This window comes from Bacteroidia bacterium (assembly GCA_016218155.1).
Lineage (GTDB): Bacteria > Bacteroidota > Bacteroidia > Bacteroidales > GWA2-32-17 > GWA2-32-17.
This window is the reverse complement of sequence record JACREQ010000102.1, coordinates 53,488-76,078: the sequence shown is the minus strand read 5'-3', so window position 1 is coordinate 76,078 and position 22,591 is coordinate 53,488. Positions and strand designations below refer to the sequence as shown.

Below are 22,591 nucleotides of genomic sequence, written 5' to 3'. Positions count from 1 at the left end.
CTGAGCAGGAAAAAATAGTTTATTTATATTCATTTTATAATAAAAAACACTCTAAAAAATATAGGGTGTTTTTTTTATGTCATTAAAATAAAATTATTTATATTTGAATAAATTAGTTGATTAATATAATTCAGATTGCTTTTAAATTTATATCTAAAAACAATGATTAAAATAATTTTTACTTTAATAGTATGCTTTGTTACATTATTATCGGGTATTTGTCAGAGAATTGATAATTTTAAACCATTGCAGTCTGTTGGAAAAATACCTCAGGATTTTATACAATTATCTTCAGTTAAATATTTAGATGAAGAGAAGAAAATTGACAGAAGTGAGAGTTCTTCGAGGATAATGCTAAGAAAGAAATTTTTGTTACAAAGTAATTTTTATATTGAGTTTTTATTAAACTCAGGTTTTGTAATATTTAATGATAGCTTAACAAATTATATAAACAGTGTTGCTGATCACTTATTAATTAAAGAACCCGAATTGCGAAAGCAACTGCGCTTTTATACCATTAAATCATCAGAGGTAAATGCTTTTGCAACAGACAAGGGAATTATTTTTGTTACTGTTGGATTGCTTTCTCAACTTCAGTCTGAAGCACAGCTTGCGTGGATACTCTCTCATGAAATTATTCATTTTAAAAACAATCATAATATTGAAACTTATTTAGAGAATCAGGAGATAATAAAAGGAGAGGGTGAGTATTCCAAATCAACCAAGACAGTAAAACTATCTGCTATTTTTAAATATAGTCACGAAAACGAGTCGGAGGCTGATACAAAAGGTTTAGAAGATATTTATAGTAAATCTGATTATTCAAATGAAGATGTAAGAGATGTATTTGATGTTTTGTTATATTCTTATTTGCCTATTGAAGAAATTGATTTTGATAAGAAATATTTTGAAACAGAATTGTATAAATTTCCTGATAGTTATACTCCTTCAGAGCTAAAGCCAATTACAGCAATTGAAGGTTATGATGATTCAGAAAGTACACATCCTAACATTAAAAAAAGAAGAGAGCTAATAAATAGCACTTTTGATAAATTGCCAGAAAAGAAAGGAAAAAGTTTTTCTGCATTCTCAAAAGAAAAATTTAATAACATCAGGCAGATTGCAAGGTATGAGTTATGTAATATTTATTTAACAAACTTAAATTATGAAGATGCAATTTATACTGCATTTGCTATAATGAAAAAGGATAGTTTTAATAATGAATATCTGGAATCAATTATTGGTAAAGGTATTTACGGTTTATGTAAATATAAGAATAATGGAAATTACAGTACAGCACATATTAAACCAAAATATACTGAAGGTAGCAAATATAATTTAGTTTACTTTTTTAATGAGATTTCAAAGAAAGAGTTAAATGTATTAGCAATATCATATTTATGGCAACATAAAAACATTTATCCTAATAATAAAGATTTTGCTCCTTTAGCCGACGATATGCTAAAAGAACTTGTATTTGTTAACAAATTGTTACCTGATAGTTTTTATTTACGAAATGAAATAATTGCAAGTACTGAAAATACTGCAGATACCTTAACAGATGCGGAGATTGCAAAATTGGATAAATACGAGAAAATAAAATATAAAAGAAAAAAACAAATTGCAGCTAATCCAACTTCATCAAATTACAATTATGCTCTTTCGGATATAATAAAAGACGAAAAATTTGTTGCCGATTTTGATAAATATAAAAAAGAGTATAATAAGATAAAAGATGCTGAATCTTCAGAAACAATTATTTCTTATAAAAGTGAGCAACCTACTAAAAGAGAATTGAGATTTGGAAAAAAACTAGGTGTTGATAAAATAGTTTTTGTAAATCCATATATATTAATTTCAAAGAAGGAAAATGGTAAAAATGAATTAGATTTTTTAACCTCTGAAAAGCAGGAAGCATTAATTTTTGAAAAGATTAAACATTATTCTGATAAATTAGGTTTATCAGTAGAGATATTGGATAATAAAGTATTTACAGAAAACGATATTAATTTGTTTAATGATGAAGCATTACTTTCTAATTGGATGTACGAACAAAGTGCTCATAATGACACAAGTTTTTATAATTGCTTTTCATATAAAATGAAAGAGTTAGCTCAAAAACATAATACCAATTATTTTGCCTGGATGGTATTAGATGTTAGTCCTACAAGAGGCTATGCAAGATTTGGAAAATTTCTAAAATATTCAATTTCTTTATTCGGAATACCATTAGGCTTTTCTGAATTAATAAAATCATATAACAATAATAGTTTTAATATTATTATTTACGATGTTTCAAAAAACAAACTCGTTTATAGTCAGACGTCAAATATTCAATGTGTTAAATCGGATGATTATATTAATGCAGTTTTATATAACTTCTTATTCGAAATAAAATCTAAACAAAAGACAAAATGAGAGTTATAATTTTAAGTTTATTCTTATTAATATCTTTTGTGACATTTTCACAACCTGCAGGATATTTGGGTAAAAGGTTTACTGTTTCCTTTGAAGCTCTTGCTGGTCCTAATTATTTAAATATAGTTGGACTAACAAATCTTCATAATAGAAGTTATAATTATCAGGGAGCTTCTAATAAAACATCTGTTTCTGAAGCCAATGCTAATTTTAATTTTAATGGTGCATTAACTATTGATTATGTTGTTGGAAAAACAAAATCAAGAGGGATAAGTATTGGGCCGATTGACCAAACAATGTATTTTGATGATTATAATATGGACACTGTATATGGTAATGCAACACAAGTGTTCTTTGTTAATAATGCAAAACTTTCAGGCTTTAATGTTGGAGCTTATGTAAAGTATTTTAAAAAGCAGCAGGTAGCACCTTTGGGAGAGTATTATAAATTTGAATTGATCTATTCAAATGTTATGGTTAAATCAATTGATAAAAAAGCAGAAATATATAAGCAAAGTAAAGCTAAGTTTGATCCTATTTCAACATTCGGATTTGCCGTAACATATGGTAAAAACAGAATATTTTGGGATAAAGTAGTTTTAAGTGCAGGTATAACTTTGGGAGCAAGATTGAACTTTTTCTCAACCCCATTTATTTCTACCTTTGCTGGTGAAAGCTATTATGCAGATAATGAATTAAAAAAGGCGGTTGGTTTCTGGCACGGACAAAATCTTTTTTATAATTTACATTTAGGTGTAGGAATTTTACTTTTTTAAATGAGAAGATATATAAAATATAACATTATACAATTAATACTAATTTTATTATTAACAAATAGCAATTATTTATTTGCTCAACCCTCGGGTTATTTGGGAAAAAGGTTTACATTATCATACGAACAGCTTACAGGTCCTAATGTATATAATTTAATTAATGGTGGCATTCTTGAAGATGATTATTATTACGAAGAAACAAATGCAAACTTAAACTATATTGGGTCAATTACAGCTGATTATATTTTAACAAAAACTAAATCAAGAGGTGTAAGTTTAAGTTTAATAGATCAGACAATGTATTTTGGTGATTCTTATGAAGTGGTAGATCCTATTAATAGTAATATAATTGGCTATTCTATTATTAATAATGCAAAATTATCAGGAGTTACTGTAGGTTTATATGCCAAATATTTTAAACGGGAAAATATTGCTCCATTGGGAGAATATTACAAATTTGAGTTTTTATATTCAAATTACAAGATTAAGTCAATGAATACTCATAGTAGATTGTATACAGAATCTGGTGGTGCAAAAGAAATTTATAATACTCTTGGTTTTGCAGTAACATTTGGAAAGAATCGTATTTTCTGGGAAAGAGTTGTAATTAGTAGTGGAATAACTGTTGGGTTTAGGCTAAATTTAATTCCAATTAAAAATGCTTTAAAGGGTGAATATAACGACAGAGCAAGTGAGATACTAAAAGATTCTGCTCATCAATGGCATGGGCAGAATCTTTTATATAATTTACACTTGGGTGTAGGACTATTGCTTTTCTAAAAAATTAGAAAGTAACTTTTATTAAAATATCTTCCTTTTTCTTTTTATAAGACTCAAAAATAAATGAGTTAAGTGAAATTGGAATAATTCTGTTAACTGCAAACTGGAATATTTCTAAATCATCTTTTACATTTCTGGTATCAAGTATTGAGATTTTAGAAACTTTTCCATCGCTATCATTAACTTTGTATGCTGTTAAAAAACCTCCGGCACCATCAGTATGACCATCAGGAAAATCATTAATTGTTAAATCCATATTTTTAACATTATCCAAAAACATTAAATAATGGCAACCATCACCAAGCATATAGCTGTAAGACATTCCACCAATACCGGCTTTTCCTGTCTGTCTTTTTGGAAGTTTTTTCATCCATGCCAATTCACCTGATTTATCTATTTTTGTTATAAGCATATCATTATAGTGGTATGTATAATATGTGTATGATCTTCCGTTAGAATAAGATGTATGCGCTACAATATAATGTTGTTCGCCAACAATAATAATGCTACCATCGGCCTGAACCCTTAATTGTCTTAATTCAAGCTCCTGAAATTCAGCTTTATCATCTTTTTCTTTCTTTTCATTTCTCTTTTTTGTTTTTTCACTTACATATTGATTTAAAATATCTAATGGAATAGGATAGTTTTTCATATCTGAGATAGCTCCATCTTTAGAAATTTTAAATAATGTAATTCCATCGGCATCGTCAACATCAATTCCTTTATTTGTAAATCCGGTACAGATCATATAATCTTCGGTGCTTTCATATATCCAGAGTTTACTAATGAATTTACCCGCCATAGAAATCGGAGTTTTTGTTATTGTTCCATTTTCTTTTTCTATTCTGAGTAATTCTAAATGATAGTTTGGTTTATCGTCTTTAGTTTTATTCTTTGTGGTATTATCATCAAAAATTTTAGCTAAGATATATGCGTTACCTTGTGCATCTACAGAATAGTCTAGATTATCCATTTTCTTTTCTGTATAAGGCATTTTAATTTCTTTGCTCCATGCTTTTTCCATTCCTTTTCCTAAAACATAAAAGCCGATAACATCATAATTTAGCTCATCTTTTCTTTCTTCTGGTTTCAATCTGTATTGAATCATTAGTTTAGAGTCAGCAAATGAATACTGAAAATTAAATTTATTTACTACTCTATAGCTGTAAAACCCTCCAGCCAAAAGCAATCCGGTTATTTTCCCTTTTACTTTAAATAATAGTTTCCCTTCATCATTAATATTTCCTTTTTCAATATTTATTTCTTTATAAAAAAGTTGTTCGGTTTCATTTTGTTTATCCCACAATGAGTAAAATAAAATATGTTTTCCATCAAACTCACATATTTCTTCGAATTCAGCTCCTTTTGGTAATGAAAACTCAGAAATTTTTGCAAGGTTCATTTTGTCAATTCCAAGAAGTTGTACTGTGTTATCTTTAAGTGCTAAAATGTTTTCATCATTTCTCAAGTAGATTTTTGTTTTAGCATCCACTACAGGGTAGGGTTTACTTATTTCAATCTTGGCTTTTTGTTGAGAAAATGCAATAGTAAAACTAATGCAAACGAATAAAAATGTAATAAAAATGTTCTTCATAAAAATAATTTTTTAGTTTGTATAATTTTTTGGAATAGGTTTTCTTTTACCAAAAGTATTAAATTGTTATATAATGCACAAATAATTAGTTGTTTTTTATATTTTGATTTTAATTACCAGTCATAAAATATGTTATAAAACATAACAATAATATTGGATGAGGATATAAAATATTTGTTAATAACGTTCAGATGATAATTATATGCAAGTTGTTATTTTATTTAAAAATATGCTATAATGTAACCTTAATAAGTATATCCTCTTTTTGTTTTTTATAAACTTCAAAAACAAATGAGTGAAGAGAAATAGGAATAAGCCTGTTAATCGAGAATTGGAAAATTTCTATTCCGTTTACATTTTTTGTATTTAATATTGAAAATTTAGAAGCTTCACCAGTTGCATCATTAAGTTTGTAGGCAGTTAAATATCCCCCCATTCCGTTTATGTGTTGTTTTGCAGATTCATCAGTGTCTAATTGCATGTTTTTAACATTATCTATATATAAGAAGTAATGACAATCTTCCCCTTCCATATATTTATAAGACATTCCACTCATGCCTGTCATTCCCTTTTGCTGTTTTGGTAGTTTCTTCATCCAGGCAAGTTGACCAGAGTTGTCAATTTTTGTTACCAAAATGCTATTAAAATGGTATATGATCTGCACATTTGAATACTGGTATCCAACTGATATTTTTGTTTCAATATAATATTGTTCGCCAATAATTATTATACTGCCATCTTTTTGAATTATTATTTGCCTTAGTTGAAGCTCTTTCATTTTTTCACTCTTTTCTTCTTCTTCACTTACAAAGGGATCATAATAATCTTCATTTTGTTCAATAATTCCTGCTGGTATCTGAAATTGATTTATATCATAAACTAACCCGTTTTTGTCAATCTTAAACAGAATTATTCCATCAACATTATCTGCTCTTTTACCACTAAAAGTGTATCCACAACATTTTATGTCACCCGATTCGATTTCATAAATAAATAAACTACCTAAAGATTTTTCTTCTAATTTTATTTGTATTTTAGAAATTGATTCATCTTCAGTTTCTAGCTTTAATAATTCAAGATGATAGTTGATTAATCCCAAATCGTCAACATTTTTTGTTGTGTTATTGTGGAAAACTTTTGCAAGAATGTATATGTTGTTAAGATTATCACCGTAATAGTCAAGCATGTCCATTTTTTTCTCTGTATATGGCATTTTGACTTGTTTTTTATATGCAACGTCTAAATTATTGTCAACAATGCAGAAACCAATAATATCATAATTAAATTCGTCTCTTTTTTCAACTGGGTTCAATCTGTATTGTATAAGTATTTTTGATCCTTTGCATATTTTTTGAAAGTTAAAATTATGGGAAACTCTGCCATTTACTTTTAAAATAAGTTTGCCTTCTTTATTAATGTTGCCATTTTCAATGTTAATGATTTTATAATACAGAAGTTCTGTTTCATTTATTTTATCCCAAACTGAATAAAATATAGCGTATTGATCATTTATTTCGCAAAGTTCTTCAATCTGTGCTCCATCAGGCAATTCATATTTTTCATTTTTTAGCAGGTTAAGTTTTTCTATTCCCCATAACTGAATGTTGTTATTTTTTATTGCCAAGATGTTATCTTCATTTCTTACATATTGTTTATTTTTACAACTAATAATGGGATATGGCTTACTTAATTCAATAATAGGTTTTTGCTGGCTTTTAACTATTAGTGCAGAAATAGAAAACAGAATTAAAAAGAATAAAGACGTTTTCATAAAATAGTTTTTCGTGTACTTATTATTAATTTGACTTCTAGGAATACATAATGATAAATAATTATTTTACTTTGTCAATAATTATATAAAAATAAATCAATTTGTTAGATTAGCAATTTTTTAAATAAAAAAAGGGTTCCTAAGAACCCTTTAAGAAACTTAAAACTTAGTTTAAGCTGCTTTTTCTGTTACTTTAACCCAAAAACGAAAATATTTCGCTTTTTTTGGATAAACTATTTTACCTTTTACAACAATGTAAGGGCAAAAAATTAATTTTTCCAATTGGCCATTTTTTAAACGAAATTGTATCATAAATACTTTCTTTTAAAAATTATTAACCATAACTGAATCTATCTTCAGAGTAGATTCTCTCAGGAATAGTCCAAACCAGTTGTTCATAAAAATTATTTGGTTTGGTAAAAGGAAAGTATTACTTTTGAATTGTCTAGAAACAAAAGGAACTTTTTCCTTAGAGCCGGGTACTATTCAATGCCTGGCTTTTTTATTGTTTTCTATCCGCATTTAGAATATCCGCAGGAGTTGCAGGTTAAGCAACCTTCCATATAAACTAAATCGTGTTGACCGCAATTTGGACATTGTGTTCCTGTTTTTGGTTTTGCACCATTAGGAATATATTTTTTAATCGCACGCTCTACACCGGTTTTCCATGTGTTAATGTTAGCATCGTCTAATTGCAACGAACCAACAAGATTTATAACGTCGGTAATAGGCATTCCATATCGTAACACACCGGAAATAAGTTTAGCATAATTCCAGTATTGTTTGTCAAACATTCTTGATAGTCCTTCAAATGTAGTACGGTAGCCGTGTTTGTCAATATACTGAAAATCGTAACGGGTATTTCCCTGATCGTCTTTATTTTTTATGATAATCCCTTTGTTAATAGGAGTTGGAATGTGTAATACATCATCATCAATAATACCAGTAAAGATTTCGTATGGTAATCCATCTAAAATTCCGATAAATGCAATCCACTTTTCATTATTGTTATTAAAACGAACAACATCAGCTGATAAAACTGTAGGACGTTTTTTTACTTCAAATGGTAATGTGTCGGGTTGATTGCCTTTCTTTTTATCTGTTGAAATAAGTACGCCTGAACGTGAACCTTCACGGTATACTGTTAAACCTTTACACCCACTTTCCCAACCAGTAAGGTAAACGTTTGCAACTAAATCTTCGTTTGCATCTTCCGGAAGGTTTACTGTTACGCTGATTGAATGGTCAACCCATTTTTGAATTCTTCCCTGCATACGAACTTTTGCAAGCCAGTCAACATCATTTGAAGTTGCCATGTAATATGGCGATTTTTTAACAAGTTCTTCAAGTTCTTCTTCATTGTATTTCATAACTTCAAACAATTCGTAACCATTCATCTCAAGCCAGGTAACAAATTTATGGTGAAATACATTGTATTCTTCCCAGTGATCGCCAATTTCGTCAGTAAAATTAACTTTTACATCTTTATCATTAGGATTTACTTTACGACGACGTCTGTAAACTGGACGGAATACCGGCTCAATTCCTGAAGTTGTTTGAGTCATTAAACTTGTTGTTCCGGTTGGAGCAATAGTTAATAGTGCAATGTTACGGCGACCGTGTTTTGCCATGTCCTTGTACAATTCAGGATCAGCTTCTTTGATACGTTGAATGAACGGATTATTTTTTTCACGTTCGGTATCGTAAATTTCAAATGCTCCGCGTTCTTTTGCACAAGATACTGATGAACGGTATGCTTCAATAGCAAGTGTTTTATGAACTTCAACAGAAAAATCTATTGCTTCATCACTACCATAGCGCATATTAAGTCCGGCAAGCATATCGCCTTCTGCGGTTATGCCAATACCTGTACGACGACCTTCCAGTGCTTTAATTTTAATTTTTTCCCAAAGTTGTGATTCAACTCTTTTTGTTTCGTCAATCTCAGGATCTGAGTTTACTTTATTAAGAATAGCTTCAACTTTTTCTAATTCAAGATCTATAATATCGTCCATTATGCGTTGTGCATGGTGAACGTGTTTCTTAAATAAATCGAAATTAAATTTAGCTTCCTTTGTAAATGGTTTTTCGACGTAGCCATAAAGATTAATTGCTAACAATCTGCAGCTATCATAAGGACATAATGGAATCTCACCACAAGGATTGGTTGAAACAGTTTTAAAACCTAAGTCAGCATAACTGTCAGGAACCGATTCGCGAATAATTGTATCCCAGAATAACACACCTGGTTCTGCAGATTTCCAGGCATTATGAATAATTTTTTTCCATAATGAACGGGCATCAATTTCTTTAGTTGTTGTAGGATTTTTGCTTTCTACAGGATATTGTTGTGTATATGTTTTACTTTCAATAACAGCCATCATAAACTCGTCATCTATTTTTACAGATACATTAGCACCTGTAACTTTTCCCTGCTCAAGTTTTGCGTTTATGAAATTTTCTGCATCAGGATGTTTTATAGAAACGCTAAGCATAAGAGCTCCACGACGACCGTCCTGAGCTACTTCGCGGGTAGAGTTACTATAACGTTCCATAAATGGAACTAAACCAGTTGAAGAAAGCGCACTGTTTAATACAGGACTACCACCAGGACGAATATGGCTTAAATCATGACCTACACCACCGCGGCGTTTCATTAATTGAACCTGTTCTTCGTCAATTTTCATGATACCACCGTATGAATCGCTTGGTCCGTCTAGTCCGATAACAAAGCAGTTTGAAAGTGATGCAATCTGAAAATGATTTCCAATTCCAGTCATTGGACTACCTTGTGGAACTATGTATTTAAAGTCACGCAATAATTCGTATACCTCTTCAACGCTTAATGGGTTTGGATATTTTTTTTCAATGCGTGCAATCTCACGAGCAATTCTCCAATGCATTTCGTCGGGATTTTTTTCATATATTTTCCCGTATGAATCTTTCAGGGCATATTTATTTGCCCATACTTTTGCAGCAAGTTCATCGCCCCTGAAATATTCAAGTGCTGATTGGAAAGATTCATCAAACTCGTAAGTGATTTGATTTACTTCGCTGGAAGTCTTTTGTTTAACTGACATTTCTTCTACAAACATTTGTTGTTTGGTTTTCTTTGAATGTGTAACTTATTGGTTAATAGCACAAATCATATTCTGATTTGAGTATTGCAATATATATCACTCCGACTCTTTTTACCAATCTACTTTTCAACATGATTATTAACAATAAAAACAATATGGTTTAAGTTAAAGATATAATGATAGTTATATAATGTTTGAAATTCTTTGTAAAAAAAACTAACAGAGTTATTAGGCATGTATTCATAGGCTTAATGATTTTTTAACAACAGATTGTTAAAAATATGGTTTGGAAGTAGGTAATTTTGGTATCGCAATGAAACAAAAACACATAATAAGATATTATAAGATTTAAATTGTTTTTCAAGATAAAAAATTATAGCGATAATTTTATATAAAAGTTTTGAGAATTATTTTTTGTTTTGAGTTTTAAAAGTTTTAAAAAAGTAAAATAAAAAATTAGATCTAATTAACGGAATATCAGATCTATGAAATTTGTTGTATGTTTTCATAATTATGAATTTAAATTATTGGCTTATAAGGCAACTAAAACAAATATTTTACGTCTTTATATAGTTAATTAGAAAAATATGAAAAGATTACTTTGCTTTATACCTCTTCTTTTAATTTTTGGACTTGTAAAAGCACAGGTTTATAATATTAATGAAGTAGCTGGAATGACCATTTCGACATGTGCAGGAGAGTTTAATGATGACGGTGGGCATGCCCACAATTGCTGAGGCCAACCTCCGGCGAATGCCTATTCGTCAAGCCAGGATTATACAGTCACATTCTGTTCGAATGATGTACTGAATACTCATATTCAGTTGTATTTTGCATATACTGATATTATGCCTTCTGATACATTATATATATATGATGGTGCGAATACAAGTGCACCTTTAATTGGAAAATATAATGATAATTCTGTTCCTGTTTTGGATTTAATGCCAATTCGTGCATCGCTTACAAATACATCTGGTTGTATAACCGTTCGTTTTATTTCTGATGGTTCTTCAGAAAGTAATGGATGGTCTGCTACTATTAGCTGTCATCAGGTTTGTCAGGAAGTTCTTGCAAATCTTAACACTATGCTTACAAGTCCAAGTCCTGACACGGGATATATTGCAATTTGTCCGGGTTCAGCAATTCATTTTGTTGGATATTCAACTTATCCGCAAAATAATTTAGTTTATAATCAAAGCGATAATACTTCAGTTTATAACTGGTATTTTGGCGATGGTGGTACAGCTATAGGACCTGTTGTTGATCATACTTATGCTCAACCTGGAGGATACACAGTATATTTAGAGATTACAGATATTCACGGATGCACAAGTACTAATAGTATTGATACAAGAGTAATAACTGCTGGAAATCCATTTCAGGAAATTATTGTACCGCCAACTATTTGTGCTAACGATACTGTAGATTTAATTTTTGCAGGAACCGGCACACCGGATGCTTCTATTATCGGAGATCCATATCACGAAGTTATTGATGTGAGTTTAGGTGTAAACGACACAACATTTTTACCTGACGGAACCGGTGTCTCATATACTACAGGTGTTACATTTAATTGTTTTGCTCCCGGGCAAACTTTAGATAATGCATGGGATATTGTTGGTATTTGCGCCAATATGGAACATTCATTTCTTGGAGACCTTGAAATTTCATTAATGTGCCCGAATGGACAATCAATAGTATTAAAAGAATACCCTGGTGGTGGTGGAGTATTTTTGGGAAATGCTCTTGATGATGAATTATTGGGACAGGGTGTTGGATTTACATATTGTTGGAGCCCTACTCCTATATTGGGAACAATGGTCGCTGAATCTGCTTCAGTTCCTGCTCAAACACCATTACCTGCTGGCGAATATGCTCCATTCGAAAGTTTTGCCGGTTTAGTTGGTTGTCCGTTAAATGGACTTTGGTCAATTAATGTTTCAGATAACTGGGCAATTGATAATGGTTATATTTTTTCATGGGAGATAGAATTTAATCCGTTAATTTCTCCGAGTATATGGGAATATACTATCCCCATTGCAACACAAGGCTGGACAAATGGTCCTCATATAATAAATCAAACGCCAACAAATTTAACAGTTAATCCGCCAACAGCAGGAGTATATGATTATACTTATACAATTGTTGATGCAGTTGGATGTGTTTGGGATACATCAGTTGCTTTAACAGCAATTGTTGCGCCTGTTGTTAATTTAGGTGCAGATAAAGTATTTTGCAACTCAACTGATCCTTATATTATAGATGCAGGAAATCCGGGATTAACTTATTTGTGGAGTGATGGCTCTGTTGCGCAGACTTTAAGTGTAAATACTACCGGTCACTATTATGTTACAGTTTCTAATGGATTATGCACAGCAGTTGATGATATTATTGTTATGTTTTCTCAGGTTAGTGTTTTAGGAAATGTTTCTAATGTAGCTTGTTATGGATATAATGATGGATCAATTGATGTGTCAGAAATTACAGATGCACCACCATGTACATATGCATGGAGCAATGGACCTTCGTCACAGGATATATCGGGTCTTACTGCCGGAATATATACTATAACTGTAACAAATTCTAAAATGTGTTCAGCTAGTGAACAATTTGAAATAATTCAGCCAAATAATATTGTTGTAGGAACAACACCTGATCCACATATTTGCATTGATCAGAATGCAAGTGTAATGGCTTCGGTTACCGGTGGTAATGCACCATACCAGTATTTATGGAGTAATGGAAATGCAACAAATAGTATATTTGTTACACCAACACAAACTTCTTCTTATTCGGTTTCAGTTACAGACGCCAACCACTGTCCGGCTGCCCCTGCTAATGTTACAGTATTTGTATACGATTCTTTAAAATTAGAATTAACTTCATCATCTGCTAAAATTTGTTTGGGTGAACCAATAATAATTTCAGGTAATTATAGTGGAGGAGTAGGTTCTCCTTATACATTAACAATTAACAGTGGTGAGATTATTTCATTACCATATAATTATTATCCTCCAGTATCACAGTCAATACAAATTTGTTTAAATGATGCATGTTCATCCCCACAAGTTTGCGATCAGGTCTCTGTTCAGGTAATGTCTGCACCATTTATAAATTTTCAGGCGGATAGTACTTTTGGTTGTGAACCACATATTGTTAATTTTACATCATGGGGAGATAATGATATAAAGGAATATCAATGGAATTTTGGAGATGATCAGAATAATGCTTTGTCATATCTTTCAAACCCGCAGCATGAATTTACTAACGATGGTTTGTTTAATGTTTCATTAACAGTTATAGACTCTTTAGGTTGTAAGAATACAGTTACTTTGGTAAATCTAATTCAGGTTTATCCAAAGCCTACTGCATCCTTTGTTCCGAATCCAGCAATGGCTAGTATATTAAAACCTATGATTCATTATAACAATATGTCAGAATTAAATCTGAATAACTACTGGATTTTTGGAGATGGCGATTCATCAATTGCAAAAAGTCCTTATCATAGTTTCCCGGCTGTTGGTGATTATAACACAACTTTAATTGTTGAATCTGAGAATGGTTGTCGTGACACTGCAGTTTACACTATTTCGATAATTAAAGAATATACTTTTTATGCGCCTAATGCAATTACGCCTGATAATGATGGAGCAAATGAGGTGTTTTATATAACTGGCTCAAATATCAGCGATAAAGATTTTCATTTATTTGTATATGACAGATGGGGCGAGGTAATTTTTGAAACAACAATGTTTAATCCTGAGAATCCAAGCCAATATTCATGGGAAGGCAAAGTAAAAGGTGGATCAATTGCACCAATAGGAGTTTATACATGGCTTGTAAATTATAAAGACACAAATGGAATTTCTCATGAGAAAACAGGCTCAGTTACATTAATAAGATAAAAATTTTATTAAAGGTATTTAAATCGCATAAAATAATAATTATGCGATTTTTTTATTTCCAGGATTTTCATAATCCGTTATTTTTTAGTATAATTGAATGTTTTTAAAAACAGAGAGGAAGGTACTGGTGTGTCATCCGGTCTTCAACACCGGCAGCAGACGGATAAAACCGGCTGTGGCAGGTTCGATTCCTGCCCTCTCTGCAATTTATTAAGAAATATATTTTGACAAAAATTTGTAATAAAAGCTCTGAACTTAAGAACCTGCCTTCGGTAGATAAATTAATAAATTTACCAGAGATAAAAGATTTGGTTAATGAGTATGGCCGGAAACTGGTTTTGTTTTCGGTCAGAAGTACATTAAAATATTTTAGAACAGAAATTATTAATGAAAAGCAATTTCCTGAAGTGGATGAGATAGTAATTTGTATCAAAAAAAATATTATAACAAATTACAATAAAAGTCTTAAAAAAGTTATAAATGCAACCGGTATAATTATTCATACTAATCTTGGAAGAGCGCCGTTTAGCGAAGATCTAATTAATGATTCCTTTGAAGTTTTAAAAGGTTATAACAATTTAGAATTTAATTTACAAAACGGCTCAAGAGGAAATAGAAATGACCATGCAACAGAATTACTTAAATACATAACAGGAGCTGAAGATGCAATAATTGTAAATAATAATGCGGCTGCAGTTTTATTATTGCTTAAAACTTTTGCAAAGGAAAAAGAAGTTATTGTTTCAAGGGGAGAATTAATCGAAATTGGCGGATCATTCAGGATTCCTGATATTATGGCAGCCTCTGATTGCAAAATGGTAGAAGTAGGAACTACTAACAAAACAAATATTGATGATTACAAAAAAGCAATAAATGATAATACTGCTGTTATTTTTAAAGCTCATAAATCAAATTATCAGATAACAGGGTTTACAAAAGAAGTTCAATTAAATGAATTGGTAGTATTGGCGAAAAAGAGTAGAGTTATTTTAATTTATGATTTAGGTTCAGGACTTTTGCAAACTAACTCAAACAAGCTCTTTGCGAATGAACCAACTGTTAAAGATGCAATAAAACTAGGTGTAGATTTGGTCTGTTTTAGTGGAGATAAATTACTTGGAGGTCCGCAAGCAGGAATAATTGTTGGTAAAAAGAAACTAATTGCAAAACTTAAAAAGGAGCCTATACTTAGGGCTTTAAGGGTATGTAAAACAACAATTGCATTACTCGAAACAGTGTGCAAATATTATTTAAATGAAAATGAATTAATAAAAAAGAATTTTGTTTTTAAAGTTTTTAATCGAAAACCCGAAGAAATTAAAACTATAGCTCAAAAATTCTCAAATGATTTAAAACTACACAATATAGAATCAGAAGTTGTTTCAAGTATTGGTCAGGCCGGTGGCGGTACGTTACCCAATGGTGAAATACCAAGTTTCTCTGTCAAACTTTTGGTTAATGGCAACAGTAAAGAAAGATCAGATTTTTCTGAAAAAATATATACTTCATTATTACACCATCAAAAACCTGTTTTGTCTGTATTAAAAAAGGGATTTATATATTTTGATATGCTGACAATTTTTGAGAATGATTTAAATGAATTAACAAATATTGTTGTTGAAGTTGTTCGTAACAAATAACAAAAAATGACATGAAGCATTTAATAATGGGAACAGCCGGTCATGTAGATCATGGCAAGACGGCACTTATTAAAGCGCTTACAAATATTGACTGCGATACACATAAAGAAGAAAAAATAAGAGGTATAACAATTAACCTAGGTTTTTCATATCTTAATCTTGATAACGGAGATTCAATCGGGATAATTGATGTTCCCGGACATAAAGATTTTATAAATACTATGGTAAGTGGTGCTTGTGGAATTGACTTTGTGTTACTTGTTATTGCTGCTGATAGTGGAATAATGCCACAAACAATTGAGCATGTTAATATAATTTCTGCATTGGGAATTACTAAAGGAATTGTTGCTTTAACTAAAATTGATTTGGTTGATGAAGAACTAGCAGATATGGCTAAATTAGAAATTATGGAATTTTTAAATAATACTCCATTAAAAAATATTCCTATTGTTGGTGTTTCTTCTTTTACCAATGAAGGGCTTGATAAATTAATAACTTGTGTTGTAGAATTAAGCTCTAAAATTGAAGAAAGAAAAAAGGGAGAATTATTTCGTCTATATATAGACAGAACATTTGCTGTAAAAGGAATCGGAACTGTTGTTACAGGAACGGTTTTAAACGGGAGCTTAATTGCAGGTCAGGAAATTATTTTATTACCAGGAAATTCAAAACATAAAGCTAAATCAATCGAAAGACATGGAAAGCCTGTTAGTGCTGTTACTGCTGGCGATAGGGCCGCGATACAATTAATTGGTGTTAAAAAAGATGATATTAAAAGAGGTTCGCTAATTTCTGACAAGGTTCTTGATATTACAAAAATGGTTGATGCAAGTATAAATATTTTTGATTCGGATTTCAAACTGAAAAACTGGCACGTTGTTACATTTCATTCCGGAACTTTTGAATGTCAGGCAAAAATGCATATAATAAGCGATAACAATATAAATAATAGTAAGATTATTCAATTGCATTTAGAGAAGGAGGCACATTTATTAACAAATGACAAATTTATAGTCAGAAATTCTTCAGGAGATAAAACAATTGGTGGTGGCTTTATTATTGACGCATTTCCTCTTCACCATAAAAAAAGGACAACAAAGTTAATAGAAGAGTTAACCTCATTATCAAGCAGTATTGCTGAAGAGAATAATTTGATAGATTTAATATTAAGAGAAATCAAAAAAGAGATTAGACCTTTTTCAATTGAACAAATTGCAGATAAATTAAACTTAAAACCAGAAGATATATTATCAATTTGTAATAGTCAGGATCATCAATTATATATTATCAGCACAGGTTGTCTAATTTTGAAAGAATATGATAATGTATTTAAAATGAAGGTTACTGATTTATTGACAAAATTTCATAAAGAAAATTTATTGTCTGAATTAGGATTGTCTTCAATTGAAATATTAGGAAAGCTTAATTTATCAAAGGTAAGTTGTGCCAAAGATTATTTAGATGGACTATTGTTACGAATGAGTTCAGAAAAAATTATTGAGAATAAAAATAGCACCTGGATAATAAAAGGTGAAAGTAATATAATAGATAAAAAAACGTCAGAAGAAATTGACTGGCTTGAGACTGAATTTTTAAAATTTGGTGTTCAAAAGCCAGCATGGGCTGAGATTGAAGAAAGGGCATTTGCGAAAAAAATAACAAAGGATAAGCTAAAGAAATATCTTCATTATCTTACTGGTAAAAATAAATTGGTGTTACATTCTAATGAATATGTTCATTCAGAAATTGTTTTAAAATTTAAATCGTATTTGTTAAGTGAGCTTACAAATAAGGAAAATGGAATTGAAATAAGTGAATTCAGACAAAGTACAGGTGTTTCAAAAAGACTAGCACCAATACTTATTTCAATTTATGAGTCACAAAAAATTATCTTTATAAAAACGGAGGGCATAAAAGTTCAGATTTATTTAAAAAAATAAATCCGCTTCTTTTGAAAGAAACGGATTTAGTATAAAGTTAAAATTGTTTTAATAAATCAATGAAATCCAGTATGCTTTTTTAAATCTGTACGAGGATTAACGCACATTACAGGAATTTTTGAGCTGTTTGCAATAATCTGTTGTTCATCTGCAGCAAAAACATAATCAGTAAGTCTTGGCTGTTTTGTAGTCATAATCATTACCATATCAGCATCAATTTCGGTAGCAAAACTGATAGTTTGTTCTGAGAATTTTCCTTTCTTCTGAGAAACAGTAATTTCATATGTAACATTTCTTTCATCAAGATAATTTCTTGCAAATGATAAATTTGCTTTGGTTTTTCTAAGTAATACTTCGTCAGTTACATGAGGGATAAACAGATACATTTTGGTCTTGAAATAAAGTGAAATATATACAGCCCAACGCAATTTTTCTTTATTTTCCTGACTAAAGTCAATTGGTAAAACCATTTTAGCAAATGCTTCATGTTCAGGTGGTCCCTGAACAACAATAAATGGAATAGAAGAGTTTGCAATTACCTTTAAAGCCCAGCTTCCGGTAAGTTTTTGCATTCCTTTAATTCCATGGGTTCCCATAACAACAAATGTAGCTTCCAGTTCTTCTGCACATTCTTTAATTGTAGAAAAGATATTTCCTTCTTTTACAATACCCTTAATTTCAAGGTTATATTTTAAAGATGCATCTTTTGTAATTTCTTCAATCTTTGGAAGTATTACCGCCGCATCTCTTTGGTTGTTAGCAATATGTACTAAGGTTATTGATGCGTTAATAGTTTTAACCAAACGCACAGCATGTAAAAGAGCATTTTCGGCAACTTCTGTAAAATCCCAGGGAACCAAAATTGTTTTTTTTCCTTTTTCCATAATAATTGTCGTATTTTTTTTATGTTTACAACGAAATTAAATTTCTAGTTTGTTCGTATATGAAATTACTTAAAGATAGCAAAGTTAAAAATTTTTATTTAAAACTTACAAAAATCTGTTTAGTAATTGTATTGCTGTTAGTTAATGTGTTTTTATCTGCTCAGGAGAATGAGATGGGAATTCCATTTGCTCAGAATTTTCCTCCTAAAAGCTATGGATATGAAAGTCAGAATTTTTCAATTACTGAAGACAAGGAAGGAATTTTATATGTTGGAAACTTAAGCGGTATACTTGAATACGATGGCAATTCTTGGCGTATGATTCCTCAGAATGGTCTGCCAAATTTAGCCTCAGATATAAATGGCAGAGTTTATATAGGTGGATATAATAGCTTTGGATATTTAAATCGAAATAAGCAAAATAAAAATGAATTTATAAGTTTATTAAATAAGATTCCTTTAAAGAATCGGAACATAGGTCAGATTTCAAAAATTCTTACTCAAAACCAAAATGTGTTATTTGTTGCCGGATCAAGACTTTACTTATGGGATAATATATCTTTAAAAATGATTGATAGTTCTGCAGTTGAGATAAATATTTTTAAAGTTAATAATAAGATTCTTATCTCACGACAACCGGGTGGGATTTATAGATATGATAATTTAAAAATGCAAAAAATTGAAGGTAGTGAAGTGTTTTCTAGTAAATCTGTTTTAGGTATTTTAGCTTACAACAAAGATTTACTTATTAAAACTACCGAAAGAGGGTTTAAAATTTTAAGCTTAAAAGGAAATATTCAGCCATTTGTTACAGATATTGATTCTTTTATAGAGCTTAATGTATTTACCTGTGCAATACCTGTCCTTGATGGGTTTTATGCAGTTGGAACTATAAGAGGTGGGTTTGTTGTAATTGATAAGAATGGAAAATATATAACAGGTTTAAACGAGAAAAATGGCTTGTTTAACGATTATGTACATGATATGTATATTGATAGTCGTAACAATTTGTGGTTAAGTTTAAATAATGGGATATGCAGGACTGAGGTGCCTTCTGCTTTTACTTATTTTAACAGAAATACGGGTGTACATGGAGGAATCTCATCAATTTGCAGATTTAAGGGAAAAATTTATATTGCAACATCACAGGGTGTTTATTATCTTAAAACTCATATTGATGATAATTTTAATAAAATAAATTTTGCTTCTGAAAAATTTATTTCTGTTAAAAATTTAAACTCTGACTGTAATCGTTTTTTCCCTATGGAAGAAGGATTGCTGGTATCTGCAACAGATGGGATTTATCTTATAAATGATGATATCGCAAAGAAAATATCTGAAGGTCAGCTGGAAGCAATCGTTCGCTCAAAAAAGTATCCCGAAATTATTTATTTAGGGAAAGCAAATGGATTGTCGGCATTGAGTTTTAAGAATGGAAAATGGTCAGAGCTTGGAAAACTTGCAAAGTTAAATGATCAGGTAAGAACAATTGCAGAAGAGGTTGATGGTAGTTTATGGTTAGGAACAGATTATTATGGAACTTTTAAAGTAAATTTAACAAATGGCTGGAGTAATACCGCAAGCTTTGTTTCTTATAAAGAAGGACACGGTTTACCTAAGGATTATAATTGGCTGGATGTTTATTCTACCTCTATGGGAACTTTGTTCTCAACTCAGAGAGGTATATATCGTTATAACAAAGAAACTGATAGATTTTATTTAGACACTTTAATTGGTTTTGATTTTAAAAATGGTAACAGATGGGTGTTTCCCGTAACAGAAGATGCAAATAAAAATCTATGGCTTAGTACAGGTGTTGAAGGGGTATATTCTAAAGAAACTGCTTTAGCTTATTATAATGGATTTGGAAGAAAATATACACTTGTTACAATACCTTTTAAAAAAATTAAAGATTTTACTATTGAATCAATTTTTCCTGATAATAACAACGTAGTATGGTTTGGTAGTTTTGATGGCTTGATTAGATTTGATACCAAATATTATAATAATGATACTTCTGCAATGCATACTTTGTTAAGGCAAATAACAATTGGTACAGATTCGTTGGTAGATTTTGGTTCATCTTCTTTAGTAGGAATTAATAATGATACAATTATTCCTAAGTTTAATTATCGTTATAATCATATAGTATTTCAATTCTCAGCTCCATTTTATGAGAGTCCAGAAGATATTTATTATCAGTATTATTTAGAAAATTTTGATAAAGATTGGTCTGAGTGGGAAAAAAGTCATATTAAGGAATATACTAATTTATCAGAAGGGGAATATGTATTTCATGTAAGGGCCAAAAATATATATAATAATGTATCTAAAGAAGCCAGTTATCACTTTGTTATAATGCCTCCACTATGGCGTACATGGTATGCAATGTTAATTTATGTTGTATTGTTAGCTAGCTTTATTATTATGTTGTTAAAATGGAGAGCTTATTTGTTTGCTCAGGAAAAATTTAAACTTGAACACCTTCTTGCAGAAAGAACAGAGGAACTTGTTAAGCAAAAGGAACGTGCAGAAGAATTAATTGCAAATATTTTACCAAAGGATACTGCTGAGGAATTAGCTTCGAAGGGACATGCAACCAGAAAAAAATATAAAATGGTTACTGTGTTGTTTAGCGATGTGCAGGGCTTTACAATGATTGCCGAGCATATGAATCCTGAAAAACTCCTTGACGAATTAGATAAATTCTTTTTGCAATTTGATATTGTTGTTGAGAAACTTAACATCGAGAAAATTAAAACAATTGGTGATGCATACATGTGTGCTGGTGGTATTCCTCAAAAAAACAGAACTAATCCAATTGATGTAATTATGGCTGCAATTGAAATGCAGCAGTTTATGAAAATATTAAGGGTTGAGTCGGAAAATGAGTGGGATATTAGAATTGGAATTCATACAGGGCCAGTAATAGCAGGAGTAGTGGGAAGTAAAAAATTCTCATACGATATTTGGGGAGATACTGTAAATATTGCTAGTAGAATGGAATCTTCAGGTAAGGCCGGCGAGATTAATATTTCTGAAATTACTTATGATCTTGTAAAAGATTATTTTGATTGTGAGTATCGTGGTAAATTACCTGTAAAATATAAAGGGGAAATTGATATGTATTTTGTTAGAGGTATTAAGCCCGAACTATCTGAGAATGGTGAGGGGATAAAACCAAATGAAAAGTTTTTTAACAAAATGCAATTTATAAGGTTTGACGACCTTGAAGAGATTATAATGACAAAGCTTGATTTGGGGTTGCCAAAAGACCTATACTATCATAATTTGAAACATACAATAGATGTGATGGTTCAGGTTGAGATTTTTGGGCTGGGTGAAGGAATAACTCGTGATGAAATGTTATTGTTAAAAACAGCAGCGTTATTTCACGATACCGGATTTTTAATTGGTTATGACGATCATGAATTGTTAAGTATAAAAATGGCAAAGGAAATTTTGCCACACCATCATTATTCAGAACAACAGATACAAACAATTTCTGAAATGATTTTTGCTACAAAATTTCCACCTTCTCCTCGCACTAAATTAGAAAAAATACTTTGTGATGCTGACCTCGATTACTTGGGGCGTGCAGATTTTATTCCTGTATCTCAGAATTTATTCAGAGAATTATATGAGCGCGGTAAAATACGTTCAATTGATGAGTGGAATAAGCTACAATATGAATTTATCAGAAACCATCAATACTTCACTGAGACTGCAAAAACAATGCGTAACATAAACAAAAATATGCAGCTAGATGACTTGAATACCTTGGTGTAACTTAATGTTTTTTTG

General features: G+C 30.6%; 12 protein-coding genes and 1 tRNA gene. 9 read left to right on the top strand and 4 right to left on the bottom strand.

From position 1 onward, the window contains the following. Positions 1-162 precede the first annotated feature (162 nt). From HY951_16300 to HY951_16290, 3 genes are read left to right on the top strand one after another with little or no spacing between them, the layout of a single operon-like run. The gene (locus HY951_16300) at positions 163-2,418 is read left to right on the top strand and encodes a M48 family metalloprotease (protein ID MBI5541622.1); all 2,256 of its coding nucleotides are present in this window, start codon (positions 163-165) and stop codon (positions 2,416-2,418) included. After that, positions 2,415-3,194, top strand: a complete 780-nt coding sequence (locus tag HY951_16295; GenBank protein MBI5541621.1) for a hypothetical protein — start codon at positions 2,415-2,417, stop codon at positions 3,192-3,194. The genes HY951_16300 and HY951_16295 overlap by 4 nt, the downstream gene beginning before the upstream one ends. After that, entirely contained in the window at positions 3,195-3,971 is a 777-nt protein-coding gene (locus HY951_16290) for a hypothetical protein (protein ID MBI5541620.1), read from the top strand. A 4-nt stretch (positions 3,972-3,975) separates the two neighbouring features. On the opposite strand, the gene HY951_16285 is transcribed toward HY951_16290, so the two are convergent. From HY951_16285 to HY951_16275, 3 genes are all read right to left on the bottom strand, one after another. Further along, positions 3,976-5,565, bottom strand: a complete 1,590-nt coding sequence (locus tag HY951_16285; protein MBI5541619.1) for a hypothetical protein — start codon at positions 5,563-5,565, stop codon at positions 3,976-3,978. A 232-nt stretch (positions 5,566-5,797) separates the two neighbouring features. Then, positions 5,798-7,336, bottom strand: coding sequence for a hypothetical protein (locus tag HY951_16280; protein MBI5541618.1), 1,539 nt, complete (start codon positions 7,334-7,336; stop codon positions 5,798-5,800). A gap of 512 nt (positions 7,337-7,848) precedes the next feature. Beyond that, a complete protein-coding gene (locus HY951_16275; protein ID MBI5541617.1) occupies positions 7,849-10,416 on the bottom strand; it encodes an adenosylcobalamin-dependent ribonucleoside-diphosphate reductase in 2,568 nt (855 codons plus the stop codon). Positions 10,417-11,003: 587 nt separating this feature from the next. Here HY951_16275 and HY951_16270 point away from each other — a divergent pair. The 5 genes from HY951_16270 to selB all read left to right on the top strand — a co-directional run bounded on the left by HY951_16270 (position 11,004) and on the right by selB (position 17,904). After that, positions 11,004-11,153: a hypothetical protein gene (locus HY951_16270; GenBank protein MBI5541616.1), complete on the top strand. Its 150-nt coding sequence runs from the start codon at positions 11,004-11,006 to the stop codon at positions 11,151-11,153. Positions 11,154-11,264: 111 nt separating this feature from the next. Beyond that, positions 11,265-14,324: a PKD domain-containing protein gene (locus HY951_16265; GenBank protein MBI5541615.1), complete on the top strand. Its 3,060-nt coding sequence runs from the start codon at positions 11,265-11,267 to the stop codon at positions 14,322-14,324. A gap of 111 nt (positions 14,325-14,435) precedes the next feature. Further along, positions 14,436-14,527, top strand: a tRNA-Sec gene (locus HY951_16260). A gap of 21 nt (positions 14,528-14,548) precedes the next feature. Continuing rightward, positions 14,549-15,964: an L-seryl-tRNA(Sec) selenium transferase gene (gene selA / locus HY951_16255; GenBank protein ID MBI5541614.1), complete on the top strand. Its 1,416-nt coding sequence runs from the start codon at positions 14,549-14,551 to the stop codon at positions 15,962-15,964. Between the two features lie 11 nt (positions 15,965-15,975). After that, on the top strand, positions 15,976-17,904 hold the full coding sequence (gene selB / locus HY951_16250; GenBank protein ID MBI5541613.1) for a selenocysteine-specific translation elongation factor: 1,929 nt from the start codon (positions 15,976-15,978) through the stop codon (positions 17,902-17,904). A 56-nt stretch (positions 17,905-17,960) separates the two neighbouring features. On the opposite strand, the gene HY951_16245 is transcribed toward selB, so the two are convergent. Beyond that, positions 17,961-18,788 carry a universal stress protein gene (locus tag HY951_16245; GenBank protein MBI5541612.1) on the bottom strand — a complete coding sequence of 276 codons (828 nt, stop codon included), beginning with the start codon at positions 18,786-18,788 and terminating at the stop codon, positions 17,961-17,963. A 59-nt stretch (positions 18,789-18,847) separates the two neighbouring features. Between HY951_16245 and HY951_16240 the strand changes: the two genes are divergently transcribed. After that, on the top strand, positions 18,848-22,576 hold the full coding sequence (locus HY951_16240) for a hypothetical protein (GenBank protein ID MBI5541611.1): 3,729 nt from the start codon (positions 18,848-18,850) through the stop codon (positions 22,574-22,576). Positions 22,577-22,591 lie beyond the last annotated feature (15 nt).

Excerpts from the sequence above, each read along its gene's own strand:
- HY951_16280 (MBI5541618.1), bottom strand. The coding sequence starts at position 7,336 with ATGAAAACGTCTTTATTCTTTTTAATTCTGTTTTCTATTTCTGCACTA.
- HY951_16275 (MBI5541617.1), bottom strand. The coding sequence starts at position 10,416 with ATGTCAGTTAAACAAAAGACTTCCAGCGAAGTAAATCAAATCACTTAC.
- HY951_16240 (MBI5541611.1), top strand. The coding sequence starts at position 18,848 with ATGAAATTACTTAAAGATAGCAAAGTTAAAAATTTTTATTTAAAACTT.
- HY951_16285 (MBI5541619.1), bottom strand. The coding sequence starts at position 5,565 with ATGAAGAACATTTTTATTACATTTTTATTCGTTTGCATTAGTTTTACT.
- HY951_16270 (MBI5541616.1), top strand. The coding sequence starts at position 11,004 with ATGAAAAGATTACTTTGCTTTATACCTCTTCTTTTAATTTTTGGACTT.
- HY951_16295 (MBI5541621.1), top strand. The coding sequence starts at position 2,415 with ATGAGAGTTATAATTTTAAGTTTATTCTTATTAATATCTTTTGTGACA.
- HY951_16245 (MBI5541612.1), bottom strand. The coding sequence starts at position 18,788 with ATGGAAAAAGGAAAAAAAACAATTTTGGTTCCCTGGGATTTTACAGAA.
- selB (MBI5541613.1), top strand. The coding sequence starts at position 15,976 with ATGAAGCATTTAATAATGGGAACAGCCGGTCATGTAGATCATGGCAAG.
- HY951_16290 (MBI5541620.1), top strand. The coding sequence starts at position 3,195 with ATGAGAAGATATATAAAATATAACATTATACAATTAATACTAATTTTA.
- HY951_16265 (MBI5541615.1), top strand. The coding sequence starts at position 11,265 with ATGCCTTCTGATACATTATATATATATGATGGTGCGAATACAAGTGCA.
- HY951_16300 (MBI5541622.1), top strand. The coding sequence starts at position 163 with ATGATTAAAATAATTTTTACTTTAATAGTATGCTTTGTTACATTATTA.